We start from the raw sequence: 23,054 nt of genomic DNA on the forward strand, positions 1-23,054 counted from the left end.
GGCGTTGAGCAGTACAACCCCAATACATCTCAGAACCCGATTTCTTTCTGATGGCGCACTGCCAGGATCGTGACGAACTGCAGGCCTACGCGGTAGCGGGCCACATAACCGCTGTCACCAAAGTCAATGATCCAGTCTCGGAACTCGTCAGCCATGCCATCGACCGGTCGCCCCACCCCCGGTTGCTGTTCCAGTACTTTGACGCCTTGACGTATCGCCGTAACAGCACGTTTTGCGGCGTCCGGATTGCGTGATGCGAGAAAGCGATAAAGGCGCTGAACATCCTGCAGCGCAGAAGGCGACCAAATCAGACGTGACATTCGGGAGGCTCAGTGTCTTGACCTTGTTCGAGCTGGGCCATCCACCCATCAGCCTCATCGGCGGTGACGTGCAAACCGTTTGAGCGGAAAGCTTCCCACGCATTCAGTGCATCTTGCCTGAATACTTCCCGCTTCTCTTCTCGGTCTACATACTGTTTAATCGCCTCGCGCATCAACCAATGAGGGGTGCGTTGACGCGCATCGGCCAAGCGCTTTATGCGAGCTTTGGTGTCTTCGTCGATCTTGATCGCCACCGGACGCATGGTGGTATCAGCCATGGCGTTCTCCGCAGGGGTATTTATAGGTATTACCTTACCATACCTACCTATTGTTTGCCATCTGTCGGAAATCCCCTGCATCTGTCCAGCTGGCAACTGATTTGGCTTCTTTCGCAAACAGCGCATCCCTGGCCGTACCGGCAACGCCTGCGAAAGGACGCTCATGATGACCGAACGATGAATGACACAAACCGAACTGGGCGAGCGCTGGCGAATTAGCAAGGCAACGCTGAAACGTTGGCTGGATTGGCCTCTACGGGCGTAAAGAATACATAACGCGGCGCACTTCGTCGGTGAGATCGATAGAAGCACCCCTACGGGCGTGGGGTAGACAGAATAAAAAACGGGGCCAAAGCCCCGTTTCTTTCAACACAACTTACCGCTTTACTTGCGCGTCAGCTGGCTGATGTCGCGTACCGCACCGCGGTCAGCCGAGGTGGCCATTGCAGCGTAGGCAAGCAACGCCTGAGACACCACACGCTCGCGGCTTACCGGCTTCCAGGCTTTATCTCCACGCGCTTCCATAGCCGCGCGGCGCTGTTCGAGCTCGGCATCGGAAATCGCCAGATTGATGGTGCGATTCGGGATGTCGATTTCGATGGTATCGCCATCGTTGACCAAACCGATATTGCCGCCTTCGGCCGCTTCGGGTGATGCATGACCGATAACCAGCCCCGACGACCCGCCGGAAAAACGGCCATCGGTAAGCAATGCCGACGACGCGCCCAAACCCTTGGATTTGAGGTAAGACGTGGGATACAGCATTTCTTGCATGCCGGGGCCGCCTTTGGGGCCCTCGTAGCGAATAATGACAACGTCGCCTGCCTTGACTTGGTCTTCAAGAATGCCTGCAACGGCGTCTTCCTGGCTTTCGTAGACGCGGGCCTTGCCCGTGAACTTGAGGATGCTGTCATCAACGCCAGCAGTCTTGACAATACAACCGTTAGGCGCCAGGTTGCCATACAACACCGCCAAGCCGCCATCTTGCGAATAGGCGTGTGCCTTGTCACGAATACAGCCGCTCTCGCGATCGAGGTCGAGTGCGTCATAGTAGCGGTCTTGGCTGAACGCGACCTGGGTAGGAATACCGCCTGGCGATGCGCGGAAGAACTCGAGCACTTCGGGATTCACGTCGGGCGACTTGACGTCCCATTGTTTGATGGCATTGCCCAGCGTGCCGCTATGTACGTTACCTACGTCAAGATTCAGCAGACCGGCGCGGGCCAGTTCGGCCAAAATACCGATAATGCCGCCGGCGCGATGCACGTCTTCGATGTGGTATTTGTCGGTTGCCGGCGCCACTTTAGACAAACAAGGGACACGACGCGAGATATGGTCGATGTCGGACATCGTGAAATTGACACCGGCCTCTTGGGCAGCGGCCAACAGGTGCAACACCGTATTGGTCGACCCGCCCATAGACACGTCGAGCGTCATAGCGTTTTCGAAGGCTTCGAAGGTGGCAATACTGCGCGGCAATACCGAGACATCGTCTTGTTCGTAGTAACGCTTGCACAGGTCGACCACCAGCTTGCCGGCGTTTTCGAACAGCGTTTTACGGCGCGCATGGGTAGCCACAATGGTGCCGTTACCGGGCAACGACAGACCCAGGGCTTCGGTCAGACAGTTCATGGAGTTGGCCGTGAACATGCCCGAACACGAACCACAAGTAGGGCACGCGCTACGTTCGATTTCGGCGACTTCGGCGTCGGACACTTTGTCGTCGGCCGCTTTGACCATGGCGTCTACCAGGTCAAGCTTCATGATGATTTTTTTGCTGGTGGGGTCGATCACCTTACCCGCTTCCATGGGGCCGCCCGACACAAAAACCACTGGAATATTCAGGCGCATCGCGGCCATGAGCATACCGGGGGTGATTTTGTCGCAATTGGAAATGCACACCATAGCGTCGGCACAATGGGCATTGACCATGTACTCGACTGAGTCGGCGATAAGTTCGCGCGAGGGCAGCGAATACAGCATGCCGCCGTGGCCCATGGCGATGCCGTCGTCGACCGCAATAGTGTTGAACTCTTTGGCCACGCCGCCGGCTGCCTCGATTTGGCGGGCAACCAGTTGCCCCATGTCTTTAAGATGCACGTGACCCGGCACAAACTGGGTGAACGAATTGACGACGGCAATAATGGGTTTTTCGAAGTCGCCGTCTTTCATGCCGGTGGCACGCCAAAGCGCGCGGGCACCGGCCATGTTGCGGCCGTGAGTCGAGGTACGGGAACGATATTGGGGCATGGAAATTCTCTGCAAATGTTGCGCTTGAATTCTTCAATGATACCAAGTATGAAGGGCTAGCGTTGATCAAAATCAAACTCTGCAAGCCCCTGATATGCAACGATGAACATATGTTCAAGGCGTGACCTGCAACAGCACTGGCCATAAGCCATACCGCCGGCGGCCCAAACACACTGCCGCTGGCATTACCCAAGGAGCCCGCAATGTCGTTACCCCAAAAGATGAATGCCATGGTGTACCACGGCCCCGGCCAAAAGGCCTGGGAGTCAGTCGACACCCCAAAAGTCCTGCACCCCACTGACGCCGTCATCCGCGTAACCAAAACCACTATTTGCGGCACCGACCTGCATATTCTGAAAGGCGACGTGCCTGCGGTAACAGATGGCCGCATTCTGGGGCACGAAGGGGTGGGTGTTGTCGAGGCTGTCGGCGACGCCGTCAGCAACTTCAAACCCGGCGACCGGGTACTGATTTCGTGCATAACCTCTTGCGGCAAATGCGAATACTGCAAAAAGCAAATGTATTCACATTGCGAAGACGGCGGCTGGATTCTGGGCCATTTAATTAATGGCACGCAAGCCGAATATGTACGCATTCCCCATGCCGACAACAGCCTGTATCCGATTCCGGCCGGGTCCGACGAAGAAGCCTTGGTCATGTTAAGCGACATTTTGCCCACCGGCTTTGAAATCGGCGTGCTGTATGGTGCTGTCAAGCCAGGTGACACCGTGGCCATTGTGGGAGCCGGCCCGGTAGGCATGGCGTCTTTGCTGACGGCGCAGTTCTATTCGCCCGCACGCCTGATTATGATCGACGTTGACGACGCACGCCTTGAAATGGCCATGAAGTTCGGTGCCACCGAAGTCATCAACAGCACCAAAGCCGATGTTGCCGCGCATATCAAGGCGACGACCAAAGACGGCGTTGACGTGGCCATAGAAGCCGTGGGTATCCCACAAACCTTCGACGTCTGCCAGAACATCATCCGCCCCGGGGGGCATTTGGCCAACGTCGGCGTACACGGCACCAGCGTCGACCTGCAAATCCAGAAGCTCTGGATCCAGAACGTCACCATCACCACTGGCCTGGTCAATACCAACACCACCCCCATGCTGCTCAAAAACGTAACATCGGGTCGCCTGCAACCCGAGGGGTTGATTACGCATCGCTTTAAATTCAACGATTTCCCTCAGGCCTACGAGGTCTTCGGAAACGCTGCCAAAGAAAAAGCGATGAAAGTCATTATCAGCAGCGATTAAACCCGGCTACTCGGCGCAATAATAGCGACGCAGGGCAGTAGACATGGATCTTGAATGGCGCTCAAATAGAGCGCCATTTTGTATTCAGACTCGAGAGCTAGCAGGTATGATTACCTGACTTTTTATTTTATCGAGACCGCCATGTCCGAAAACGCCATCTCCGTTCATCTACGTCAGCAAAAAGACTTCCAATTCGAAATTTCTTTTGGCGAGGGCATCCCCACCGTACTGGGCGACGAACCGGCACCCATCGGCGAAGGCAAAGGTCCCTCTCCCGCGCAATTTCTGGCGGCTGCCGTCGGCAACTGTTTGTCCGACTCCCTGTTTTTTGCGATTAAAAAGTACAAGCAAGATCCCCAGCCCATCCAGTGCAAAGTCACGGCCGAAATCGGCCGCAACGAACAGGGGCGCTTGCGCATCACGCATATGCAGGCCACGCTTACGCTCGGTGTCCCGGCCACATCACTGCAACACATGGACCGCGTTCTATCGTCGTTCGAAGCCTTCTGCACCGTTACGCAAAGCGTGGGCCAGGGTATCCCCATCAGCATCGAAGTATTCGATAGCGAAAACACTCGACTCAAGTAGAAGCGGGGTCGCGTGTGCGTGCGGGTTATCGCTTTGGGTTGGCTCAACACGACCAGTCACTGACGCTGCAGTTCAAGGCGTTATCGCCGACGCTGTCACTCGAGACACTTGATGCCCGGCTGGCGGCCTTACTGGCTTTCGGGCCGGGGCCCTTGCCCCTGCGCCCCGATTGGGCACCAGACAAGACCTTGGCAATGGCGCTGTCGGCCCGCATTTTACAAGTCGCCGCCGAGCTTCAACGCTCGGTACACTTGCCTGCGTTTGATGCCGGCAAAGTCTTGACGTGCGACCCTATGCCCGACCAGCCTGGGGGCTGGGTCATGACACTGGCGGTACCGGCCATCGACTACTTTGCGCCCCCCATACTTCATCAACTGTACTCACGTGTGACGACGCTGGTACTGAACTTGGCGAACCCGGCCCACATCCCCGGCAACATTGAACAGCTCTCTAACGAAGTCGACACTGAAATCCGCCTGCCGGCCAGATCCGCAGTCCCGCTCAGCCAGTCCACGTATCATTTGCTGCGCACGGCTCAGGCAGCAGGGATGCCATGGCGACACACTGGCAATGGTATTTTTCAGATAGGTTGGGGCGAACGTCAGACGCGCGTTCGCAGCAGCCAGCTATGGGGCGATACGGCCTTGGGCTGCGAAACAGCCCAACACAAATACTGGGCGGCGCAATGGCTAAACCAGGCCGGCCTACCCGCCGCCCAACACGGTGTCGCAAACACCGAAGCCCAGGCGTTTGAACTGGCCCGACAGTTGGGCAACAAAGTTGTCATCAAGCCGGTTGATCGCGATCGGGGCGAGGGCATTACCGTGCTGCCTCAGGGCGAAGAAGCCCTACGCCATGCCTTTCTGGCGGCACAACAGTATTCGCCCCAGGTTCTGGTCGAAGCCTGGGCGCCCGGCGTGTGCCATCGCGTCCTGGTCGTCAAAGACAAAATGGTTTATGCCGTCAAGCGTTTACCCATTGCTGTCGAGGGCGATGGCGTCAACACAATTGCAGACTTGATACGCAGGGCAAACGAAAGGCGCCAGGGCCTGCCTGTATGGCAACGCAAGCCCCCTTTACCCGACGACACGCAAACACAAGCCTGCTTACAACTGTACGGTTTATCTTTAAACGATGTATTGCCGGCCGGGCAATGGGCGCCGCTACGCGATATTGAATCTACTGCCTGGGGCGGTATCGACCTCGAGCTGACGGACCACATTCATCCCGAAAACATTGCCTTGGCCATCCGTGCCGCCCAAGTGTTCGGGCTGAGCGCGGCAGGGGTGGACATCATGAGCACCGACATCACACGCCCTTGGTACGAAAACGGCGCCATCATCAACGAGGTCAACGTAGCCCCCCTCTTGGGCGGCGGACCGGCGTCGTTGCGCACCCTACCGGCCCTTATCGCTCATTTGCTACCCAACGGCGCACATATCCCCATTGACGTGTATTTAGGTGGCCCAGAAGCCCTGCAGGCCGCACAAGAACGGCACGCAACGCTTTGCCAAAGCGGGGTCAATGCGTTTTTGTGCACGCCAGACCAGACGTGGTCAAGCCATCAGAAACTGCTACCAACACCGCATCAGAACCTGTTCGACAGATGTCTGATTCAACTGGGCAACCCTCAGGCCGGTCATTTGGTCGTCGTCATCCAGAACACCGAGTTCCTGACGACCGGCCTGCCCTTCAATCGCTGCGCCACGTTTACTGTCGTCGACGCCCAGAAATGCCAAAGCGCCCAAACGGGCGCCCTGGCATCAGACGACGAGGTCAGACAATTGCTGTCTTTATTTAGCCCACCTGCACGCGATCAAAGTTCAAGCGCTCCATAATGGGTGCGTCGGAGAAGTGGAATAAATCGAACTGCGTTTCGGCCTGCAACGACCACTGCACCCAAGACGGCACCACGAACAAATCGCCGACATCCAGTTTGTGTGTTTCGCCGTTAAGCACGACTGCGCCGCGCCCTTCGAAAACCTGAAATACGCTGGAGCCGACTTCGCGGCGTGGCGCGCTTTGCGCACCCGCACGCAGGCGGTGAAACTGGGCGCGAATGGTTGGCATAACGTCGCCCCCGGTGGTGGGATTAACGTAACGTACGGCGGCGTGACCCGGTTCAAACACGCCAGGATACCCCTCGTCTTCAAGGCGAAGCTGCTCCGCCAGAGCACGATCGGTATGCTCCCAACGATAGGCCCCGATAGGCGAGCTGATGGTGGCCTGCAAGCCCGACAAGGGACGCAAACCTGGGTGACACCACAACCGTTCGCCACGCGAAAACTCGGGCGTGGTTTCGTCCGACAGTTTCTCTGGGCCGAATTCAAAAAAGCCGACGTCATTCTGGTACGAGAACGGGATGTCGAGGCCGTCGATCCAGGCCATCGGTTTGTCGGTAACGTTCTGGTGACCATGGAAATTCCAGCCCGGCGTCAGCAGAAAGTCGCCCCGGCTCATACGCACAGGGTCACCGCTGACGACTGTCCAGACGCCCTCACCTTCGACCACAAAACGGAACGCATTCTGTGCGTGACGATGCTCGGGCGCCGTTTCTTTAGGGCCCAAATATTGAATGGCAGCCCATAGCGTGGGGCTGACATATGCGCGCCCACCCAAACCAGGGTTAGCCAAACCCAACGCACGACGCTCGCCGCCGCGCCCAACCGGTACCAGGTCGCCAGAGCGCTTGGCTGCTGGATACAACTTGGACCATTTCCACACATGAGGCACCGCCTGAGGTGCGGGGTGCTGCGGCATCAAGGAACCCGTTTGCGTCCAGAGCGGCATGATATGCAACGATTCGAAATCGGCATACAACTGACGCAATTCCGGGGTATCTTCTGGGGCCATGGCGTTGTGGCCGCCGGCGTTATCGGGTTTCATAGATCATTACCTCCTGGTCGATTGGGCAAAGGGTCAAGCCTTTGATTTTAACTGCCACGAACGTCAGGACGGTTATGCCAGGGCATCATGGGGCTTATACAGTGCATTCATATGCTGAATGTTGCCGCCCAACCCGTGGCCTGCACGGCATGCGTTAGATGTAATAGCGTAACGTGGGGTGGCTTGCCTAGAATAAGTCATGGACCACGACCATCATCACCACAACGACCACACCCATCACCATGGCAACAGCCACGGGCACCATCACGACGTCGCACCCGACCGTCTGGGCATCGCTTTTTTGCTCAATTTTTGCTTCACCATCATCGAGCTGATCGGCGGCTGGTTAACTCAAAGTACCGCCATCATGGCCGACGCCGTGCACGACCTAGGCGACAGCCTGGCATTAGGCAGTGCCTGGCTGCTGCAGCGACTGGGTAAACGCAGCAAGGCCACGCCCACGTTTACCTACGGGCTCAAGCGCGCGTCGCTATTCAGCGCCCTGCTCAATGCCATCATTCTTATCATCGCATCAATCTGGGTGCTTTCCGAAGCCATCCATCGTCTCCAGAACCCCATCATGCCAGTAACTGAAGGCATGTTTGCGTTGGCGCTTTTGGGTATTTCGGTCAACGGTTATGCCGCCTACAAACTGCACGGCGGCGAATCATTAAACGAAAAGGTCATGAACTGGCACCTGCTGGAAGACGTGCTGGGCTGGGTCGCCGTACTTATCGTGTCGGTAGTGCTGTATTTCTTTGACTGGCCCATACTCGACCCGCTACTGTCTATCGCGTTTACCCTGTTCATTTTAATAAACGTAGTGCGCATGCTATGGGCCACCGGGCGGCTGTTTTTTCAAGCGACGCCCAACCGGAAGTTACTGCACGATATACAAACCGCCCTACTTGCCCTGCCTCAAACGCAGGGCTTGCATCACCTGCATTTATGGTCGCTAGATGGCGAACACCACGTACTGACGGCACATGTCGTCGTGGGCAACGACCTGTCCATCGATGACTACCAGGTCGTCAAAACGCAATTACACGCCGCACTTGCGCAATTCCGGTTGGCCCACACCACCATCGAAATCGAACTCGACAATGAAAATTGCCGGGATGACGGACATCATCAAGATACCCGCCATCCCGGCGTCAACAGCTAAGCGGCGGTAAATCAGGCCGCGGCGCGAGCGCGCGTCACCTCGGTGCTGAACAGGCTGTCTGCCGATTTATGCAACGCAAAATTGAACTCAATGCGCGCAAACTCCCCTTCCAGACCGTATTTGCTGCCCTCGGCTGGGTCATTGACCATCACAACGGGCGGGACCAGACCTTCACGGGTAGCAAAGGCGAAGTCGTCCCACAGGTAGGGGTCGCCTTCAATATTGATTTGTGTGGTCAGCTTGCGGTGGCCATCGGCCGTCACAAAGAAATGGATGTGTGCCGGACGATTCCCGTGACGACCGACAGCCTTCAGAATTTTGTCGGTTGCCCCGTTGGGCGGCACGCTATAGCCAATGGGCAACACGCTCTGGAAACAGTAACGGCCGTTTTCATCAGTACGGATGCTGCGACGCAAATTGAATGCGGGCTGCGATGGGTCGAAATAAGAGTAATTGCCCAAATGGTTGGCGTGCCATACCTCGACCAGTGCGTTGGCCAGCGGTGTCACGCCGTCTTCCGAGAACACCTGTCCATGCATGACCAGGGGCTCACCCACCTCGTCGTCGCCGCACATGCGGGCAAAGCCTTTAGACTCAGGCGCTCCGGCCACGTACAACGGGCCTTCGATCGTGCGCGGGGTAGCATTGGGTGACAAGCCTGCAGCGGCTTCTGCCTCGTCCATCCGGATATCCAGCAAGCGTTCAAAGCCCAGGCCGGCAGCGATCAGGCCAAACTCTTGCGCCCCTGCCCCCAGAAAATTAAGCGCCGTCCAAAACTCGCTGGGCGTCACGTCGAACTCGTCGATGGTATTGAACAGGTCGTGAACAATACGGTTCACAATGGCTTTAACGCGCTCGTCCGCCACGGCCCCTTCAGTGGCTTCAATTTGTTTGATCAGTGCTTCAACAGCTTGTTTACTCATCTTTATCTCCAGATAGACTTCTTGAATTTATCGGTCATCGTCGCGTATGGACGACGGATGGCGGCACAACGCCTCGACTTTGATTTCCATGAACTTGTATAGCGGCAAACCCAACAGAACGTCGTGAAGTTCCTGGGCGTTTTCAACATCAAAAATACTGACGTTCGCGTACTGACCGGCCACACGCCAGATATGACGCCACTTACCAGCCTGCTGCAAAGCCTGCGAGTAGGCCTTTTCTTCGCGCTTGATATCCTCGATGAGCGCGGGGTCAGCATCCAGGGGGATATTGACCTGCATATCTACTTTAAAGAGCATGTCTGTTTACCTTGTTTAGTGTTAGGGCTTGCGGGCGTAAAACGCCAGCTTGTCGTCGTCCAGCGTCACGCCCAGCCCCGGGCCTGCCGGCAACTTAAGCGTGAAATCGCTGTAATCAAGCGGTTCGGTCAAAATGTCATCGGTCAACAACAAAGGGCCGAACATTTCGGTTCCCCACTCAAGGCGAGGCATGGTCGAGAACAAATGAGCGGCGGCAATCGTCGACACGGAGCCTTCGAGCATGGTGCCGCCGTAAAGCGAAATATCGGCGGCCTCGGCAATGGCCATCAGGTCGCGCGCCGGCTGAAGCCCCCCAGCCTGCTCAATCTTTATGGCGAACACATTGGCGCAGTGCTTGCCCGCCAGCACAAAACCGTCCTGCGGCCCGCGTAACGACTCGTCGGCCATGATCGGCACCCGACCTAAAGCCGTCAGGCGAGCCATACCGTCCAGATTCTTGAAGTGAATCGGCTGCTCCACGAGTTCAACACCAAGATCTGCCAGCGGCTGCAAATAGCGCACCGCCTGGGTTTCACTCCAACCCTGATTCAGATCAACACGAAGACTGATGTCGTCACCTACGGCCTTGCGGATGCTTTCGATATAACTCAGGTCTTCTTTGGGTTCGCGGCGACCGATTTTCAGCTTGAAAATATTGTGGCGTCGCAGGTCAAGCATCTTTTGAGCTTCGGCCACATCAACCGCCGTCTCACCGCTGGCCAGTGTCCAGGCGACAGAAATAGCATCGTGAATACGGCCGCCGAACAAATCGGCAACCGACACGCCCAGACGCTTGGCACGCGCATCGTACAAAGCCGTCTCGATGGCCGAGCGTGCAAAATGATTGTCTTTGATGTTCTTGGCAATCAAGCGCCGCAGTGCCGCAATCTGATTGGCAGGCTGGCCAATAAGCAACGGTCGAAAATAGGTTTCGATATTGGTCTTAATGCTTTCGGGGCTTTCGCCCCCATAGTTCAGGCCCGCAATGGTTGTGGCCTCACCAATACCTTCAACATCATCTGAAGACATTATCCGCACGATAACCATCGACTGCGAACCCATGGTCGCAACCGACATTTTGTGCGGGCGGATAGTAGGGATATCAACAATCAAGCAGTTGATATCTATGATAATTGGCGTCATTGAATACCTGTCTGACTCTAAATGCGTGTCGCAGTTTAGAGTGCTGGTATTAACGTCGTCCAATATCTTTTTAGGCCCAACCTATACCCTAAAGGTATTACAAAACAAAGACCATACCGCCTGTTCTTTGCAATTAGGGCGCTTCTTTGGCGGTTTGTTTTGCCAACGCAACTACCTCGCGCAAGATGGGAGACGCACTATCTTTCAGCCAGCTCATCACTATCGGTGAGGTAAATTCAGGCTCGTTCAGCGGGATGAATACCACATCATCTCGTTGCATGCGCATCACTGTGCTGGGCACCAAGGTAACCCCCAATCCCGCCGCGACCAGGCCAATCGCCGTTTGCATTTCATTGGCTTCAAAAGCGACAGACACACGGTGGTCGCGCTGCTCGAACAAACCAATGACATGGTCGGCATAACTAGGGCGCGGCTTGGCCGGATACAACACGTAAGACAAGTCTGCAATATCGTCCAGCGACGCATCCCGGCGCCCGGCCAGCGCATGTTGCGCAGGCACGGCCAGCACCAAAGGCTCTTGAAGCAAAGTCAGTCCGGCGATATCCGGGGCATCCAGGGCAATACGGCCAAAGCCGATGTCAATCTGCCCGGCACGCAGTGCCTTTAACTGCTCAACCGTCGTCATTTCACTCAAACCGATCTCGGCCTGTACGCCCGAAGCACGCATTTTGCGAAACAAGGTTGGACCGAAGCCATACATAATCGACGGCACAAACCCGATGCCAAACCATTTTTTGCCCGATTCCGCGATGCGACGCGTGGCCACCACAACGTCATCAAGACGCGCGGACAACTGCATGGTTTTGTCGAAGAAGAACTTGCCGGCGTCAGTCAGACGTATAGAGCGCCCAAGGCGCTCGAACAACTGAACGCCCAACTCTTCTTCAAGCTGACGGATCTGACGGCTGAGCGGCGGCTGGGCAATGTGTAGCCGCTGCGACGCCTTGGTAAAGCTAAGTTCTTGGGCCACGCACTGAAAATACCGGATCTGCCGCATTTCCATGGTTGTCTCCACCGGATTATTGATCTGTTTCTTTGATTGTAGCGGCGGGCACATGGCGTTGATCTGGCCACATAAGATAGATGGCCGGGCGCGTAAAGCACAAAACAAAAGCGCACGATCTTGTCGTGCGCTTCAGGTGCTGGCTTTTGGGGCGTGCCAATAATGGTCGGGGCGAGAGGATTCGAACCTCCGACTCCTACGTCCCGAACGTAGTACTCTACCAGGCTGAGCTACGCCCCGACTTGGACACGGCATTGATTAGCGGTCGCGATTAACCGCAAAGCCGCAAAATTGTAGCAAAGATTCTGTGGCCTCGGACGCCGGGAATGCCTGCAATTGCTCACGGGCCTTTTCGGCTTCGGCAATGGCCACCTGACGCGTGTACTCAAGCGCATCAGTATCGTGAATAGCGCGCGCTACAGCTTCGAAATCGGCGTCTCCGGTCCGAATAGCTTCGCGGATCAATTCACGCTGCGCCGCCGTGCCGACCTCCATGGCGCGGATCAGGGGCAGCGTAGGCTTGCCCTCGCGCAAGTCGTCGCCCACGTTTTTACCCAAGGCCTGAGCATCGCCCTCGTAATCGAGCACGTCGTCAATCAGCTGAAACGCCGTCCCGATATGTCGACCGTACGCGGCAGCGGCGGCCTCTTGGGTGGCGGAGGCCCCAGCCACGATCGCACCCACCTGGGTGGAGGCTTCGAACAGCTTGGCCGTTTTGTACTGCACCACCTGCAAATAGCGCTCGAAGGAGACGTCGGGGTCGTGCACGTTGAGTAATTGCAGCACCTCGCCTTCGGCAATGATGGTGGTGGCCTGCGAAAACACCTGCATGACGCGCATGGAGTCGGCTTCGACCATCATTTCGAAAGAGCGCGAATAAAGATAGTCGCCCACCAGCACGCTGGCGGCATTGCCAAACACGGCATTGGCCGTACTGCGGCCGCGGCGCATGTCTGACTCATCGACGACATCGTCGTGCAACAACGTAGAGGTATGAATGAACTCGACCACCGCAGCAAGCAAATGGTGCAAGGTGCCGTTGTAGCCCAGCGCCCGGGCAACCATAAGCAACATGGCGGGGCGCATACGCTTGCCGCCGGCCTGGATGATGTAATCGCCCACCGTGCGGATAAGCACCACCTCGGAATTAAGCCGCTCGCGGATGACCGCGTCGACCGATTTCATGTCGTTGGCAATGGGCGTAAACAGTTCAGCGATATTCAAGGTGGACTCGTGTTCAGCAGAATCTTGGGGGCAAAGGCCAGCCCCTGATTATACGTTCTGCACGGACCGACCCGCATGAGCCCGCAAAAAATTGGCGATAATGCGCCATGGTTCGCCAACGATTTCCGGAGAAAAACTGTGAGTGCTGTAGATTTGACCACGCTGATCACCCGGGCCGAGCGGGTACTGGCCCAGCTTGAAGCCTGGCTGCCCCCCGCCCCGCCCGCCATCAACTGGGACGCCCGCGCCTACCGCTGGCGACGCCAAGGCGCACAAGGCTGGCTCGAAGCCATCAAGCATGTCTCGCACATCCAGCCCGAAGACCTACAACACATCGAAGAACAAAAAGCCATTATCGAACGCAACACCCAGCATTTCCTGCAGGGCAAGCCGGCAAACAATGTGCTGATGACGGGTGCGCGCGGCACGGGCAAAAGCTCTTTGGTCAAAGCCATGCTGGCCGCCTATAGCGAACAAGGGCTGCGGCTCATTGAAGTAGACAAGGCGCACTTGGGCGATTTGGGCGACATCGTCGATCTGGTCAGTGCACGACCCGAAAAATTCATTATCTTCTGCGACGACTTGTCGTTTGAAGAAGGTGAGGGTGGCTACAAAGCACTCAAATCGGTACTCGACGGGTCGATCAGCGCGTCCGGAGACAACGTCCTCATTTACGCCACGTCCAATCGCCGTCACCTGATGCCCGAGTACATGAGCGAAAACCTGACGGCCAAGCATCAGCCCGACGGCGAAGTTCACCCCGGCGAAACCGTCGAGGAAAAGATCTCTTTGTCTGAGCGATTCGGCATCTGGGTCTCGTTCCGGCCATTCCGCCAAGACGATTATCTGGACATTGTTTACTACTGGCTGAAAGAACTGGGTTGCCCACAAGCCGACATCGAAGCCTCACGCACCGAAGCGCTGCAATGGGCGCTGGGCCGCGGATCACGCTCGGGTCGCGTGGCACGCCAATTTGCGCAAGACTGGGCGGCGCGACATGTCTAAGCCGTTTGTCGATGTCGCCGCGGGGCTAATCCTGAAGCCCGATGGCGCTTTATTGCTGGGCCAACGCCCCGAAGGCAAGCCTTGGTCGGGGTGGTGGGAGCTGCCTGGCGGCAAGATCGAGCCCGGCGAGACCGTGTTGCAGGCGCTAGCACGCGAACTGAAAGAAGAACTGGATATTGAAGTCACGCAGGCCACACCCTGGGTCACCTACATCCACGAATACCCTAAAAATATTGTTCGACTGGCCTTTTGCAAAGTCACTGGCTGGGAGGGCTCGCCCCAAGGCATCGAAGGCCAGCAACTGGCCTGGGTCGACCCGCAAGGCCATATCGATGTGGGGCCGCTATTGCCAGCCACCGAACCACCCTTGCGCTGGCTGCGGTTGCCGCAACAGTATCTGCTAACGTCCATCGGCAACCCCGAGAACCTCGACGGCTTTCTAGAAAGGCTTGAGCGCAGCCTGAAGACAGGCGTGGGTATGGTGCAGTTTCGTGAACCCGAGTGGGCAGCAAAATCCGCCCTGGCCTCATCGCTGGAGGCCGCGTTCCGCGCCGTGCTGAAGGTATGCCGCCGCTACAACGTGCCCTGCCTGGTTAACAGCGCGCACCCCGCCGACTGGTGGGCCGACGCCGACGGCGTGCAGGTGCGCAGCGCTGACGCAAAAACATTTACCCGGACATTACCTGCCGAAAAATGGGTTGGCGTGTCGGCGCACAGCACAGAAGAGCTTGCCCGAGCGCAAGCTATTGGCGCCGACTTTGCCGTATTGGGCCATGTGTTGCCCACCGCGTCGCACCCCGAGCAACCCGCGTTGGGCTGGGACACCTTCGAAACCATGGCGCAAACGGCGGGCGTACCCGTTTATGCCATTGGGGGGCAATCGCCGGAAACGCTGCTCACGGCTCAACAGCACGGCGCCCACGGCATTGCGGCCATTCAGGGTTTGCTGACCACTTAACACCAGGCCAATAAAGCCTTCGCCCCCGATTTCAGGCTCGGACCTGTACGCTGCCCTTTTACCGCGCCGCCGTCTCGGGGGTGATCACTTCGATCGCCGTGTCTTGAGGCGTATCGACCTGCCAGCCCCCTCCCAATGCAGCCATCAGTTGCACACTGGCAATCAGGCGATCAGCACCCAAAGAAATTGCCTCACGCTCGGCGCTAAGCGCCGAGGTTTCCACCTGCACGACGCTCAGATAATCGATCAGGCCCGCCTCATACTGGTTTCGCGTCAGGCGCAAAGACTCTCGCGCAGCGGCTAACGCACGGCCTTGCGACACCTGCTCGCGCCCTAATCCCGAAATGGCCACCAGATAATCCTCAACCTCCTGCAAGGCGGTCAATACGGTTTGACGATATGCAGCCACGTCCGCGTCGTACTGGGCACGTGCCTGATCGACCCGGGCACTGCGCGTGCCACCGTCGAACAACGTCATGGCCAAGGCCGGCCCCACCGACCAGAAGCTGAACGGTGCCGTCAGCCACTGCGCCCACTGCCCGCTTCTGAAACCACCTTGGGCAGACAGGGTCAAATCGGGGAACCAGGCCGACTGAGCGACCCCGATCTCGGCGTTGGCTGCAGCCACACGCCGCTCCGCCGCAGCCACGTCGGGACGGCGCTCGAGCAATTGCGAAGGCAAGCCCGCAGGCACGCTCGGCACATCGACCAGCACTCGCGCCTCTGCCAACTGAAACGCAGACGGCGCTTTGCCCAGCAGCACCGCCAAGGCGTGCTCTAACTGAGCGCGCTGGCGATCAAGCGCCAAGCGTTGCGTCAGGGCGTTTTCCAGTTGCACCTGCGCGGACGACACATCGAGCTGGGACGCAACGCCTGCATCGTAGCGATTGCGGGTCATTTGCAACGATCGCTCGTACGCGGTAATGGTCTGATCCAGCAAGCGGCGCTCGGCATCGTAGGCGCGAACCCGAAAGTACGTTTGAGCCAGCGTCGACTGCACGCTCAGACGTGTCCCAGCCAGCTCGGCCGATGACGCCTGAACCTGCGCGCGATCTGCTTCGACCGTGCGGCGAATACGCCCCCACAAGTCGGCCTCCCAGGTCACACTTCCGCCCAGGTTGTATTGTCGTGTGGCATCGGCCTGCCCGGTACGCGACCGCGTCACGCCGGCGTCGACACCCAGCACCGGAAAGAACAAGGCGCCGCTGGCACGCAGCAACGCCTGAGCCTGCCGATATTGAGCCTCAACCTGCGCAATAGTCTGGTTAGACACCAAGACGTCCTGCATCAGTTGATCGAGCACCGGATCGTTGAATAGCCGCCACCAGTCGGCCCGCAACGCCTCGTCGGCTGGCCGGACGGGCGTCCAGCCCTCGACCGCACGATACTGGACACCAACATCGACAGCAGGCCGTTGGTAATCGGGACCTACAGCACAACCCGCCAACGTCAACGCAGACAGCGCCAACCCCAAACTTCGAAGACAACGTTCCGCTCTTGTCATACGGCACTACCCTTGATTATTTTGCCGCAAAGCGCGGCGATTCAGCGACCACCAGCGCAGCCGGTCAAGATATAAGTACACAACAGGCGTTGTATACAAGGTCAAAATCTGGCTCAGGATCAGGCCACCCACAATAGTGATACCCAGGGGTTGGCGCAGCTCTACACCTGCCCCGGTCGCAAACACCAGCGGTACCGCCCCAAACAACGCCGATAACGTCGTCATCATGATTGGCCGAAACCGGATCAAACATGCCTGATAGATAGCTTCACGCGGCGACAAACCTTGCTCGCGCTCGGCGTGCAGCGCAAAATCGACCATCATGATGGCATTCTTCTTGACGATGCCGATCAGGAGAAAAACGCCGATCAGCGCAATCAGCGAAAACTCCATGCCCACCATCATCAACGCCAGTAAGGCACCGATGCCGGCAGAGGGCAAAGTAGACAGGATCGTCAACGGGTGAATGTAGCTCTCGTAAAGCATGCCCAACACAATGTACATGGTGACAAGCGCAGCCAGAATCAGCCAGGGTTGCTGGGCAAGCGATTCCTGCAAGGCTTGGGCATTACCCTGAAACGACGCTTGAATTTCCTGGGTAGGCAAGCCTATGCGCGCAACCGCCGTTTCAATCGCCTGAGTGGCCTGATCAAGCGACACGCCGGGTGCCAGGCTGAACGACACCGACTCTTCGGCAAACAATCCGGCATGGCGCACGCTAAGCGGGGCCGTGCCGATCTTGAAGGTTGTAAAGGCCGATAACGGAATTCGATTTCCGTCGGCGGTGACCACCTGAACCCGTTTCAACGACTCTGCATCTTCTGCGTATCTGGGGTCAACCGCCATGACGACGCGGTACTGGTTAAGCGGTTCGTAAATCACTGACACCTGACGCTGGCTGAATGAATTGTTCAACGTACTGGCAATCAACGCCATATCCACGCCCAAACGGGTAGCCGCATCGCGATCAATCACCAACTCAACCCGACGGCCCTTGTCTTCAATATCGCTATCAACGTCGACCAACTCGGGTAAGCCGGCCAGCGCACGCTGCACCTGCGGCAACCAGGTTTTCAGCAGATCAAGATCACTCCCCATCAACGAGTACTCGTAGGACGAGAGCCCTTGGCGCCCCCCAACGCGGATATCTTGTTGCGGCACCAGAAAAAGCCGCGCCCCGGGTTCTCGCATGAAACGCCCCCGAAGTCGGTTGACGACGTCGTTTGCACTCACATTGCGCTGGTCGACTGGCTTGAGTTGAATAAGCAAGAAGCTGGAGTTACTGCCACCACGCCCGCCAGCAAACCCGGTCACACTGTCAACCGCGGGATCTTTTAAAAGCTCGTTGCGAAATTTTTCGAGCTTGGGAAGCAACGACTGAAATGACGTACCCTGGTCGGTTCGGAAAAACCCCAACAGTTGGCCGGTATCTTGCTGCGGGAAGAAACCTTTGGGTACCACGGTGTACAAATAGACGTTAAGGCCCACCGTAGCCACAAGCACCAGCAACATCAATCGACTGTGGGCCAGCGCCCAGTCGAGCGATCGGCGATACCAGCGACCTGAAACGGCGCCGACACAGTCCAAAAATCGCCGGCCAGGCCCATCGGCGGGCTTTGACCCGGGTACCGCCGGCTTAAGCAAACGTGCGCACATCATGGGCGTGAGAATCAGCGACAACAGCAATGACACCAGAATGGCCGCCGACAAGGTAATGGCAAACTCTCGGAACAAACGGCCGACTACGCCCGACATCAGCAAGATAGGGATGAACACCGCTACCAGAGACAGGCTCATCGCGACTACCGTGAATCCGACCTCTTGCACGCCACGTATCGCGGCACGCACCGGGCTGTAACCCCGCTCGATATACCGCATAATATTTTCGAGGACCACAATGGCATCATCGACCACAAAACCGGTCGCTACGATCAGTGCCATCAGCGACATGGTGTTCAACGTAAAGCCAAACGCCCACATCAGGGTAAAGGTGGTAACCAACGACGCCGGCACCACAATACTGGGAATAAGCGCTGCCCGTGCATTACGCAAAAACAGCAATACCACCCACACCACCAATACGATGGCGATAATGAGCGTCAGACGCGCTTCGGCCAGCGACGCACGAATGCTGGGGGTACGGTCCTGGGCCACCGTCACATTGACCTGAGCCGGCACCATGCTTTGAAACGCCGGCATCAAATCGTGAATTGCATCTACCGTCTCAATAATGTTGGCGTCGGGTTGCCGGCGAATAATCAACAACACAGCTTTGCTATCGTTGTAAAACCCAACGTTGAAAATTTCTTCCACACCATCTTCAACCGTAGCCACATCCTGCAGCCGAATCGGCGCACCATCACGCCAGGCCACAATCAGCGGCCTGTACTGCTCGGCGCGATCCATTTGCGGGCCCGTACCGATCTGCCAGTGGTAATCGTCATTTTCAATCACCCCGTTCGGGCGTACGACATTGGCATTGGCCAGGGCACTGCGCACCTCGTCAAGAGCTACGCCAGCCGCCACCAAAGCCTGTGGGTTCAAACTGATTTTGACGGCAGGCAACGAACTGCCGCCTACGCTGACCTCCCCCACGCCCGGCACCTGCGCCAATTTTTGGGCCAGCACCGTTGAAGCCAGATCGTAAAGCTGTCCCTGCGTATAGGTGTCTGACGTAAGCGCCAGAACCATAATGGGCGACGACGCGGGGTTGACCTTGTTATAGGTCGGGTTATCGCGCAGGCCCGAGGGCAACGAGCCACGCGCCGCATTGATGGCTGCTTGTACATCACGCGCCGCGCTGTTGATATCGCGATTCAGATCAAAGACCAGTGAAATTCGCGTCGAGCCTTCGGTGCTGCGCGAGGTCATTTCAGTCACGCCGGCAATCGAGCCCAAGGCCTGTTCGAGCGGCATGGCGACACTGGACGCCATGGTCTCGGGGCTGGCTCCCGCCATACGAGCGGTGACGGAAATCATGGGGTAATCGACCTGAGGCAATGGCGCCACCGGCAGCACCCGCAGTGCCAAAGCGCCGGCCAGCACCATCGCCAGACAAACCAGCGTTGTGCCCACAGGGCGGACAATAAAGGCCGCCAGCCACCTCATGCAGAATCTCCGGTTGCCGCGTTTTGTGCGGCACCACGCCAACGTCGTGCCAGGCGGTCAAACATCAAGTAAATGACCGGCGTCGTAAAGAGCGTAAGCAACTGGCTGCAAATCAAGCCGCCCACCATAACCAAACCCAATGGCTGCCGCAACTCGGAACCTGCACCCGTCGCCAACATCAGGGGAATCGCACTGAATAATGCCGCCAGCGTCGTCATGAGAATCGGACGAAAACGCAGCAGAGCCGCCTCGCGGATGGCCTCGACGGGCGAAAGGCCTCGCCCACGCTCGGCCTCGAGCGCAAAGTCGATCATCATGATGGCGTTCTTTTTGACAATGCCAATCAACAAAATGATGCCGATCACCCCGATCATGTCGAGCGCCTTGCCGGTCAACAATAACGCCAGCAGCGCCCCAACCGTAGCCGACGGCAAGGTCGACAAAATAGTGATGGGATGAATATAGCTTTCATACAAGATGCCCAGCACGATGTACATGGCGACCACCGCGGCCAGCATCAACCAAAGCGTGCTGCTCAACGACGCCTCGAAAGCACGCGCAGCGCCCTGAAAACGCAATTCGGTTGACGCAGGCACGCCGATACTCTGATAGGTACGCTCGATCGCGGCAACCGCATCCGACAGCGCCACGCCCTCGGGCAAATTGAACGACACCGTCACCGCAGGAAACTGGTCAAGGCGGCCCACCGAAAGCAGGCTGTCGACCTGGCTGACCTTGACCAGCCCCGTTAGCGGCACCGTGCCCCCGGACGTGGTCTGCACATAGATATGATCAAGCGCGGAAGGATCCTGGCGATACTGGGGGGACACTTCCAACACAACGCGATATTGGGCGGACTGCGTAAAAATCGTCGAAATTTGACGCTGCCCGAACGCGTCGTAGAGCGCCTCGCTGATGGCCGATAACGTCACGCCGACACGTGCGGCCGCATCGCGATCGACAGTTAGCGTGGTCTGCAAGCCACGGGTTTGCAAGTCGTCGGTAACATCCGCCAGTTCGGGCTGTTCAGCCAAAGCGTCCACAAACTTTGGCACCCAATCGTAAAGCACCGAGGGCTCGGGGTCTGACAGTGACAGCTGATACTGGGTACGACTGACACGATCGTCGATGGTCAGGTCTTGAACCGGCTGCATGAACACCTCAAGCCCCGACACCGCTTTCAATTGCTCTTGTAAACGCTGAATAATGGCCTGCGCATTGTCGCTGCGCTCGGCCAACGGGCGCAGGGCAATCTGCATGCGGCCAGTGTTAAGCGTCACGTTGGTGCCGTCTACGCCAATAAACGAAGTCACCTGCTCCACATCGGGGTCTTCGACAATAATTCGCGCGGCCTCTTGCTGAAGACGCGACATCCCGCCAAAAGAAATAGATTGCTCACCCTGACTGATCGCTTGAATCAAACCCGTATCTTGTTGCGGGAAAAACCCCTTGGGCACCCACACATACAACAAGACTGTGACTAGCAAAGTACCCAGCGCGACCCACAGCGTGGTGCGCTGATGCGATAACACCCAAACCAGTCCGCGGTCATAACCCCTTATCAGGCCGTCGATCCATCGCCCAAGACGCTGCTGCAATGGCCCCAAATCGGCTTCAGACTCGGCGCGCAACAGGCGTGCACACATCATGGGCGTGAGGGTTAGCGAAATGACCAGCGACAGCAAAATAGCCACCGCCAACGTAATGGCAAACTCACTGAACAGGCGACCGATGACATCACTCATGAACAGCAGCGGAATCAAGACGGCCACCAACGACAGCGTCAACGACACCAACGTAAACCCGATCTGCGCCGCCCCCTTCAGAGCTGCTTGAAGCGGCGACAAACCCTCTTCAAGATGACGCGCGATATTCTCGATCATGACAATGGCATCATCGACCACAAACCCGGTGGCAATGGTCAGGGCCATCAGGGTCAGATTATTAATACTGAAGCCCACCAAGTACATGATGGCAAACGTACCTACCAACGACAGCGGCACCACGACGCTGGGTATAAAAGTGGCCGTCCAAGTGCGCAAAAAGACGAATGTCACCAACACCACCAGCGTGATCGCCAGCACCATCTCGGTCTGCACATGGCGCACTGCTTCGCGAATGGTCTGAGTACGGTCTGAAGCCACGGCAACATCTACACCTGCCGGCAACCCCTGGCGCAATTCGGGCAATAACGCCTTGACCCGATCTACGACCTGAATCACGTTAGCGCCGGGCTGACGCTGGATATTGAGCAAAATGGCCGGTGTTGTACCTACCCAGGCCGCCTGCCGGATATTCTCGGCGTCACGCACCACTTGCGCCACATCACCCAGCCGCAATGCCCCCTGGTTTTCATACGCCAGAATAAGGGCCTCATAATCTTCCGGAGACCGCAACTGATCGTTTGCATTAATGGTTGTCGAACGCTCGGGGCCATCAAGATTGCCCTTGGGCTGATTCACGTTGGCTGACACAATGGCACTGCGCACCGATGACAAGGTCAGACTATGCGACGACAAGGCCTGCGGGTCGACCTGCACCCGTACCGCCGGCCGTTGCCCGCCCGCAATACTAACCAGCCCTACCCCCGAAATTTGCGATAATTTTTGGGCAACACGCAAATCGATCAGGTCGCGCACCTGGTACAAGGGCAGCGTGGGCGAAGTAATGGCCAGACTAATCACAGCCGTGTCTGCCGGATTCACCTTGTTGTATACCGGCGGCGCGGGCAGATCGTTAGGCAGCAAATTTGACGCCGCATTAATGGCCGCCTGCACCTCTTGCTCGGCAACATCCAGCGGCACATCAAGGCCAAACTGCAACGTAATTTGCGATGCCCCGCCGGAACTCGTCGAGGACATTTGGGTTAGCCCCGACATCTGTCCGAACTGCCGCTCGAGCGGCGACGTGACCAACGCAGTCATGACGTCGGGACTGGCCCCCGGATACAAGGTTGACACTTGAATGGTCGGGTAATCAACCTCTGGCAAGGCCGAAACCGGCAACATGCGGTAGGCCAGGATACCGGCAATCAACAAGGCAACCATGGCCAGCGTCGTGGCCACCGGGCGCAAAATAAATTGGCGTGACAGGTTCACGGC

The 23,054-nt window shown here is 57.5% G+C and carries 18 protein-coding genes and 1 tRNA gene; 6 read left to right on the forward strand and 13 right to left on the reverse strand.

Annotation, left to right across the window (positions count from 1 at the left end):
- Window positions 1–29: 29 nt before the first annotated feature.
- The 3 genes from PuT2_RS02655 to ilvD form a co-directional block, all read right to left on the reverse strand.
- Entirely contained in the window at window positions 30–320 is a 291-nt protein-coding gene (locus PuT2_RS02655) for a type II toxin-antitoxin system RelE/ParE family toxin (protein ID WP_093969468.1), read from the reverse strand.
- On the reverse strand, window positions 308–598 hold the full coding sequence (locus PuT2_RS02660) for a CopG family ribbon-helix-helix protein (RefSeq protein WP_093969582.1): 291 nt from the start codon (window positions 596–598) through the stop codon (window positions 308–310). The genes PuT2_RS02655 and PuT2_RS02660 overlap by 13 nt, the downstream gene beginning before the upstream one ends.
- Before the next feature lie 384 nt (window positions 599–982).
- Entirely contained in the window at window positions 983–2,848 is a 1,866-nt protein-coding gene (ilvD, locus tag PuT2_RS02665) for a dihydroxy-acid dehydratase (protein ID WP_093969469.1), read from the reverse strand.
- 221 nt (window positions 2,849–3,069) lie between these two features.
- On the opposite strand from ilvD, the gene PuT2_RS02670 reads away from it, so the two are divergent.
- From PuT2_RS02670 to PuT2_RS02680, 3 genes are all read left to right on the forward strand, one after another.
- Window positions 3,070–4,107, forward strand: a complete 1,038-nt coding sequence (locus tag PuT2_RS02670; protein ID WP_093969583.1) for a zinc-dependent alcohol dehydrogenase family protein — start codon at window positions 3,070–3,072, stop codon at window positions 4,105–4,107.
- Between the two features lie 141 nt (window positions 4,108–4,248).
- A complete protein-coding gene (locus PuT2_RS02675; RefSeq protein WP_093969470.1) occupies window positions 4,249–4,695 on the forward strand; it encodes an OsmC family protein in 447 nt (148 codons plus the stop codon).
- A gap of 14 nt (window positions 4,696–4,709) precedes the next feature.
- Window positions 4,710–6,533, forward strand: coding sequence for a hypothetical protein (locus PuT2_RS02680; RefSeq protein WP_093969471.1), 1,824 nt, complete (start codon window positions 4,710–4,712; stop codon window positions 6,531–6,533).
- Here the strand turns inward: PuT2_RS02680 and PuT2_RS02685 are convergent.
- Window positions 6,493–7,581 (reverse strand): cupin domain-containing protein, encoded by a 1,089-nt coding sequence (locus PuT2_RS02685; protein WP_216820790.1) that lies wholly within the window; start codon window positions 7,579–7,581, stop codon window positions 6,493–6,495. The genes PuT2_RS02680 and PuT2_RS02685 overlap by 41 nt on opposite strands.
- Window positions 7,582–7,780: 199 nt before the next feature.
- On the opposite strand from PuT2_RS02685, the gene PuT2_RS02690 reads away from it, so the two are divergent.
- Window positions 7,781–8,746 (forward strand): cation diffusion facilitator family transporter, encoded by a 966-nt coding sequence (locus tag PuT2_RS02690; protein ID WP_093969472.1) that lies wholly within the window; start codon window positions 7,781–7,783, stop codon window positions 8,744–8,746.
- Between the two features lie 11 nt (window positions 8,747–8,757).
- Here the strand turns inward: PuT2_RS02690 and catA are convergent, their stop codons facing one another.
- The 6 genes from catA to ispB all read right to left on the reverse strand — a co-directional run bounded on the left by catA (window position 8,758) and on the right by ispB (window position 13,378).
- Window positions 8,758–9,669: a catechol 1,2-dioxygenase gene (gene catA, locus PuT2_RS02695; protein ID WP_093969473.1), complete on the reverse strand. Its 912-nt coding sequence runs from the start codon at window positions 9,667–9,669 to the stop codon at window positions 8,758–8,760.
- Window positions 9,670–9,696: 27 nt separating this feature from the next.
- Entirely contained in the window at window positions 9,697–9,987 is a 291-nt protein-coding gene (gene catC / locus PuT2_RS02700) for a muconolactone Delta-isomerase (protein WP_093969474.1), read from the reverse strand.
- A 21-nt stretch (window positions 9,988–10,008) separates the two neighbouring features.
- Window positions 10,009–11,130, reverse strand: a complete 1,122-nt coding sequence (locus PuT2_RS02705; protein WP_093969475.1) for a muconate/chloromuconate family cycloisomerase — start codon at window positions 11,128–11,130, stop codon at window positions 10,009–10,011.
- A 133-nt stretch (window positions 11,131–11,263) separates the two neighbouring features.
- Complete coding sequence (locus PuT2_RS02710) at window positions 11,264–12,154, reverse strand: LysR family transcriptional regulator (protein WP_093969476.1); 891 nt, start codon at window positions 12,152–12,154, stop codon at window positions 11,264–11,266.
- Between the two features lie 163 nt (window positions 12,155–12,317).
- Window positions 12,318–12,394 (reverse strand) — tRNA-Pro (locus tag PuT2_RS02715).
- Window positions 12,395–12,412: 18 nt separating this feature from the next.
- Window positions 12,413–13,378 (reverse strand): octaprenyl diphosphate synthase, encoded by a 966-nt coding sequence (gene ispB, locus PuT2_RS02720; protein WP_093969477.1) that lies wholly within the window; start codon window positions 13,376–13,378, stop codon window positions 12,413–12,415.
- Between the two features lie 138 nt (window positions 13,379–13,516).
- Between ispB and PuT2_RS02725 the strand changes: the two genes are divergently transcribed.
- Together PuT2_RS02725 and PuT2_RS02730 are read left to right on the forward strand one after the other, a co-directional pair.
- Window positions 13,517–14,383 carry an ATP-binding protein gene (locus PuT2_RS02725; protein ID WP_093969585.1) on the forward strand — a complete coding sequence of 289 codons (867 nt, stop codon included), beginning with the start codon at window positions 13,517–13,519 and terminating at the stop codon, window positions 14,381–14,383.
- Complete coding sequence (locus PuT2_RS02730; protein ID WP_093969478.1) at window positions 14,376–15,341, forward strand: Nudix family hydrolase; 966 nt, start codon at window positions 14,376–14,378, stop codon at window positions 15,339–15,341. Before PuT2_RS02725 ends, PuT2_RS02730 begins: the two co-directional genes overlap by 8 nt.
- A 58-nt stretch (window positions 15,342–15,399) precedes the next feature.
- On the opposite strand, the gene PuT2_RS02735 is transcribed toward PuT2_RS02730, so the two are convergent.
- Genes PuT2_RS02735 through PuT2_RS02745 form a run of 3 tightly spaced genes read right to left on the reverse strand, consistent with a single transcriptional unit; the run spans window position 15,400 to window position 23,051 of the window.
- Window positions 15,400–16,845, reverse strand: coding sequence for an efflux transporter outer membrane subunit (locus PuT2_RS02735; protein WP_093969479.1), 1,446 nt, complete (start codon window positions 16,843–16,845; stop codon window positions 15,400–15,402).
- 6 nt (window positions 16,846–16,851) lie between these two features.
- Complete coding sequence (locus PuT2_RS02740; RefSeq protein WP_093969480.1) at window positions 16,852–19,953, reverse strand: efflux RND transporter permease subunit; 3,102 nt, start codon at window positions 19,951–19,953, stop codon at window positions 16,852–16,854.
- On the reverse strand, window positions 19,950–23,051 hold the full coding sequence (locus PuT2_RS02745) for a multidrug efflux RND transporter permease subunit (RefSeq protein ID WP_093969481.1): 3,102 nt from the start codon (window positions 23,049–23,051) through the stop codon (window positions 19,950–19,952). Before PuT2_RS02745 ends, PuT2_RS02740 begins: the two co-directional genes overlap by 4 nt.
- Window positions 23,052–23,054 lie beyond the last annotated feature (3 nt).

This window comes from Pusillimonas sp. T2 (assembly GCF_002236805.1).
Taxonomy (GTDB): Bacteria; Pseudomonadota; Gammaproteobacteria; order Burkholderiales; family Burkholderiaceae_B; genus Neopusillimonas.

Coding starts and splice junctions, on each gene's coding strand:
- PuT2_RS02710 (WP_093969476.1), bottom strand. CDS start 12,154: ATGGAAATGCGGCAGATCCGGTATTTTCAGTGCGTGGCCCAAGAACTT.
- catC (WP_093969474.1), bottom strand. CDS start 9,987: ATGCTCTTTAAAGTAGATATGCAGGTCAATATCCCCCTGGATGCTGAC.
- PuT2_RS02690 (WP_093969472.1), top strand. CDS start 7,781: ATGGACCACGACCATCATCACCACAACGACCACACCCATCACCATGGC.
- ilvD (WP_093969469.1), bottom strand. CDS start 2,848: ATGCCCCAATATCGTTCCCGTACCTCGACTCACGGCCGCAACATGGCC.
- PuT2_RS02670 (WP_093969583.1), top strand. CDS start 3,070: ATGAATGCCATGGTGTACCACGGCCCCGGCCAAAAGGCCTGGGAGTCA.
- PuT2_RS02730 (WP_093969478.1), top strand. CDS start 14,376: ATGTCTAAGCCGTTTGTCGATGTCGCCGCGGGGCTAATCCTGAAGCCC.
- PuT2_RS02685 (WP_216820790.1), bottom strand. CDS start 7,581: ATGAAACCCGATAACGCCGGCGGCCACAACGCCATGGCCCCAGAAGAT.
- PuT2_RS02675 (WP_093969470.1), top strand. CDS start 4,249: ATGTCCGAAAACGCCATCTCCGTTCATCTACGTCAGCAAAAAGACTTC.
- PuT2_RS02655 (WP_093969468.1), bottom strand. CDS start 320: ATGTCACGTCTGATTTGGTCGCCTTCTGCGCTGCAGGATGTTCAGCGC.
- PuT2_RS02660 (WP_093969582.1), bottom strand. CDS start 598: ATGGCTGATACCACCATGCGTCCGGTGGCGATCAAGATCGACGAAGAC.
- PuT2_RS02705 (WP_093969475.1), bottom strand. CDS start 11,130: ATGACGCCAATTATCATAGATATCAACTGCTTGATTGTTGATATCCCT.
- catA (WP_093969473.1), bottom strand. CDS start 9,669: ATGAGTAAACAAGCTGTTGAAGCACTGATCAAACAAATTGAAGCCACT.
- PuT2_RS02740 (WP_093969480.1), bottom strand. CDS start 19,953: ATGAGGTGGCTGGCGGCCTTTATTGTCCGCCCTGTGGGCACAACGCTG.
- PuT2_RS02735 (WP_093969479.1), bottom strand. CDS start 16,845: ATGACAAGAGCGGAACGTTGTCTTCGAAGTTTGGGGTTGGCGCTGTCT.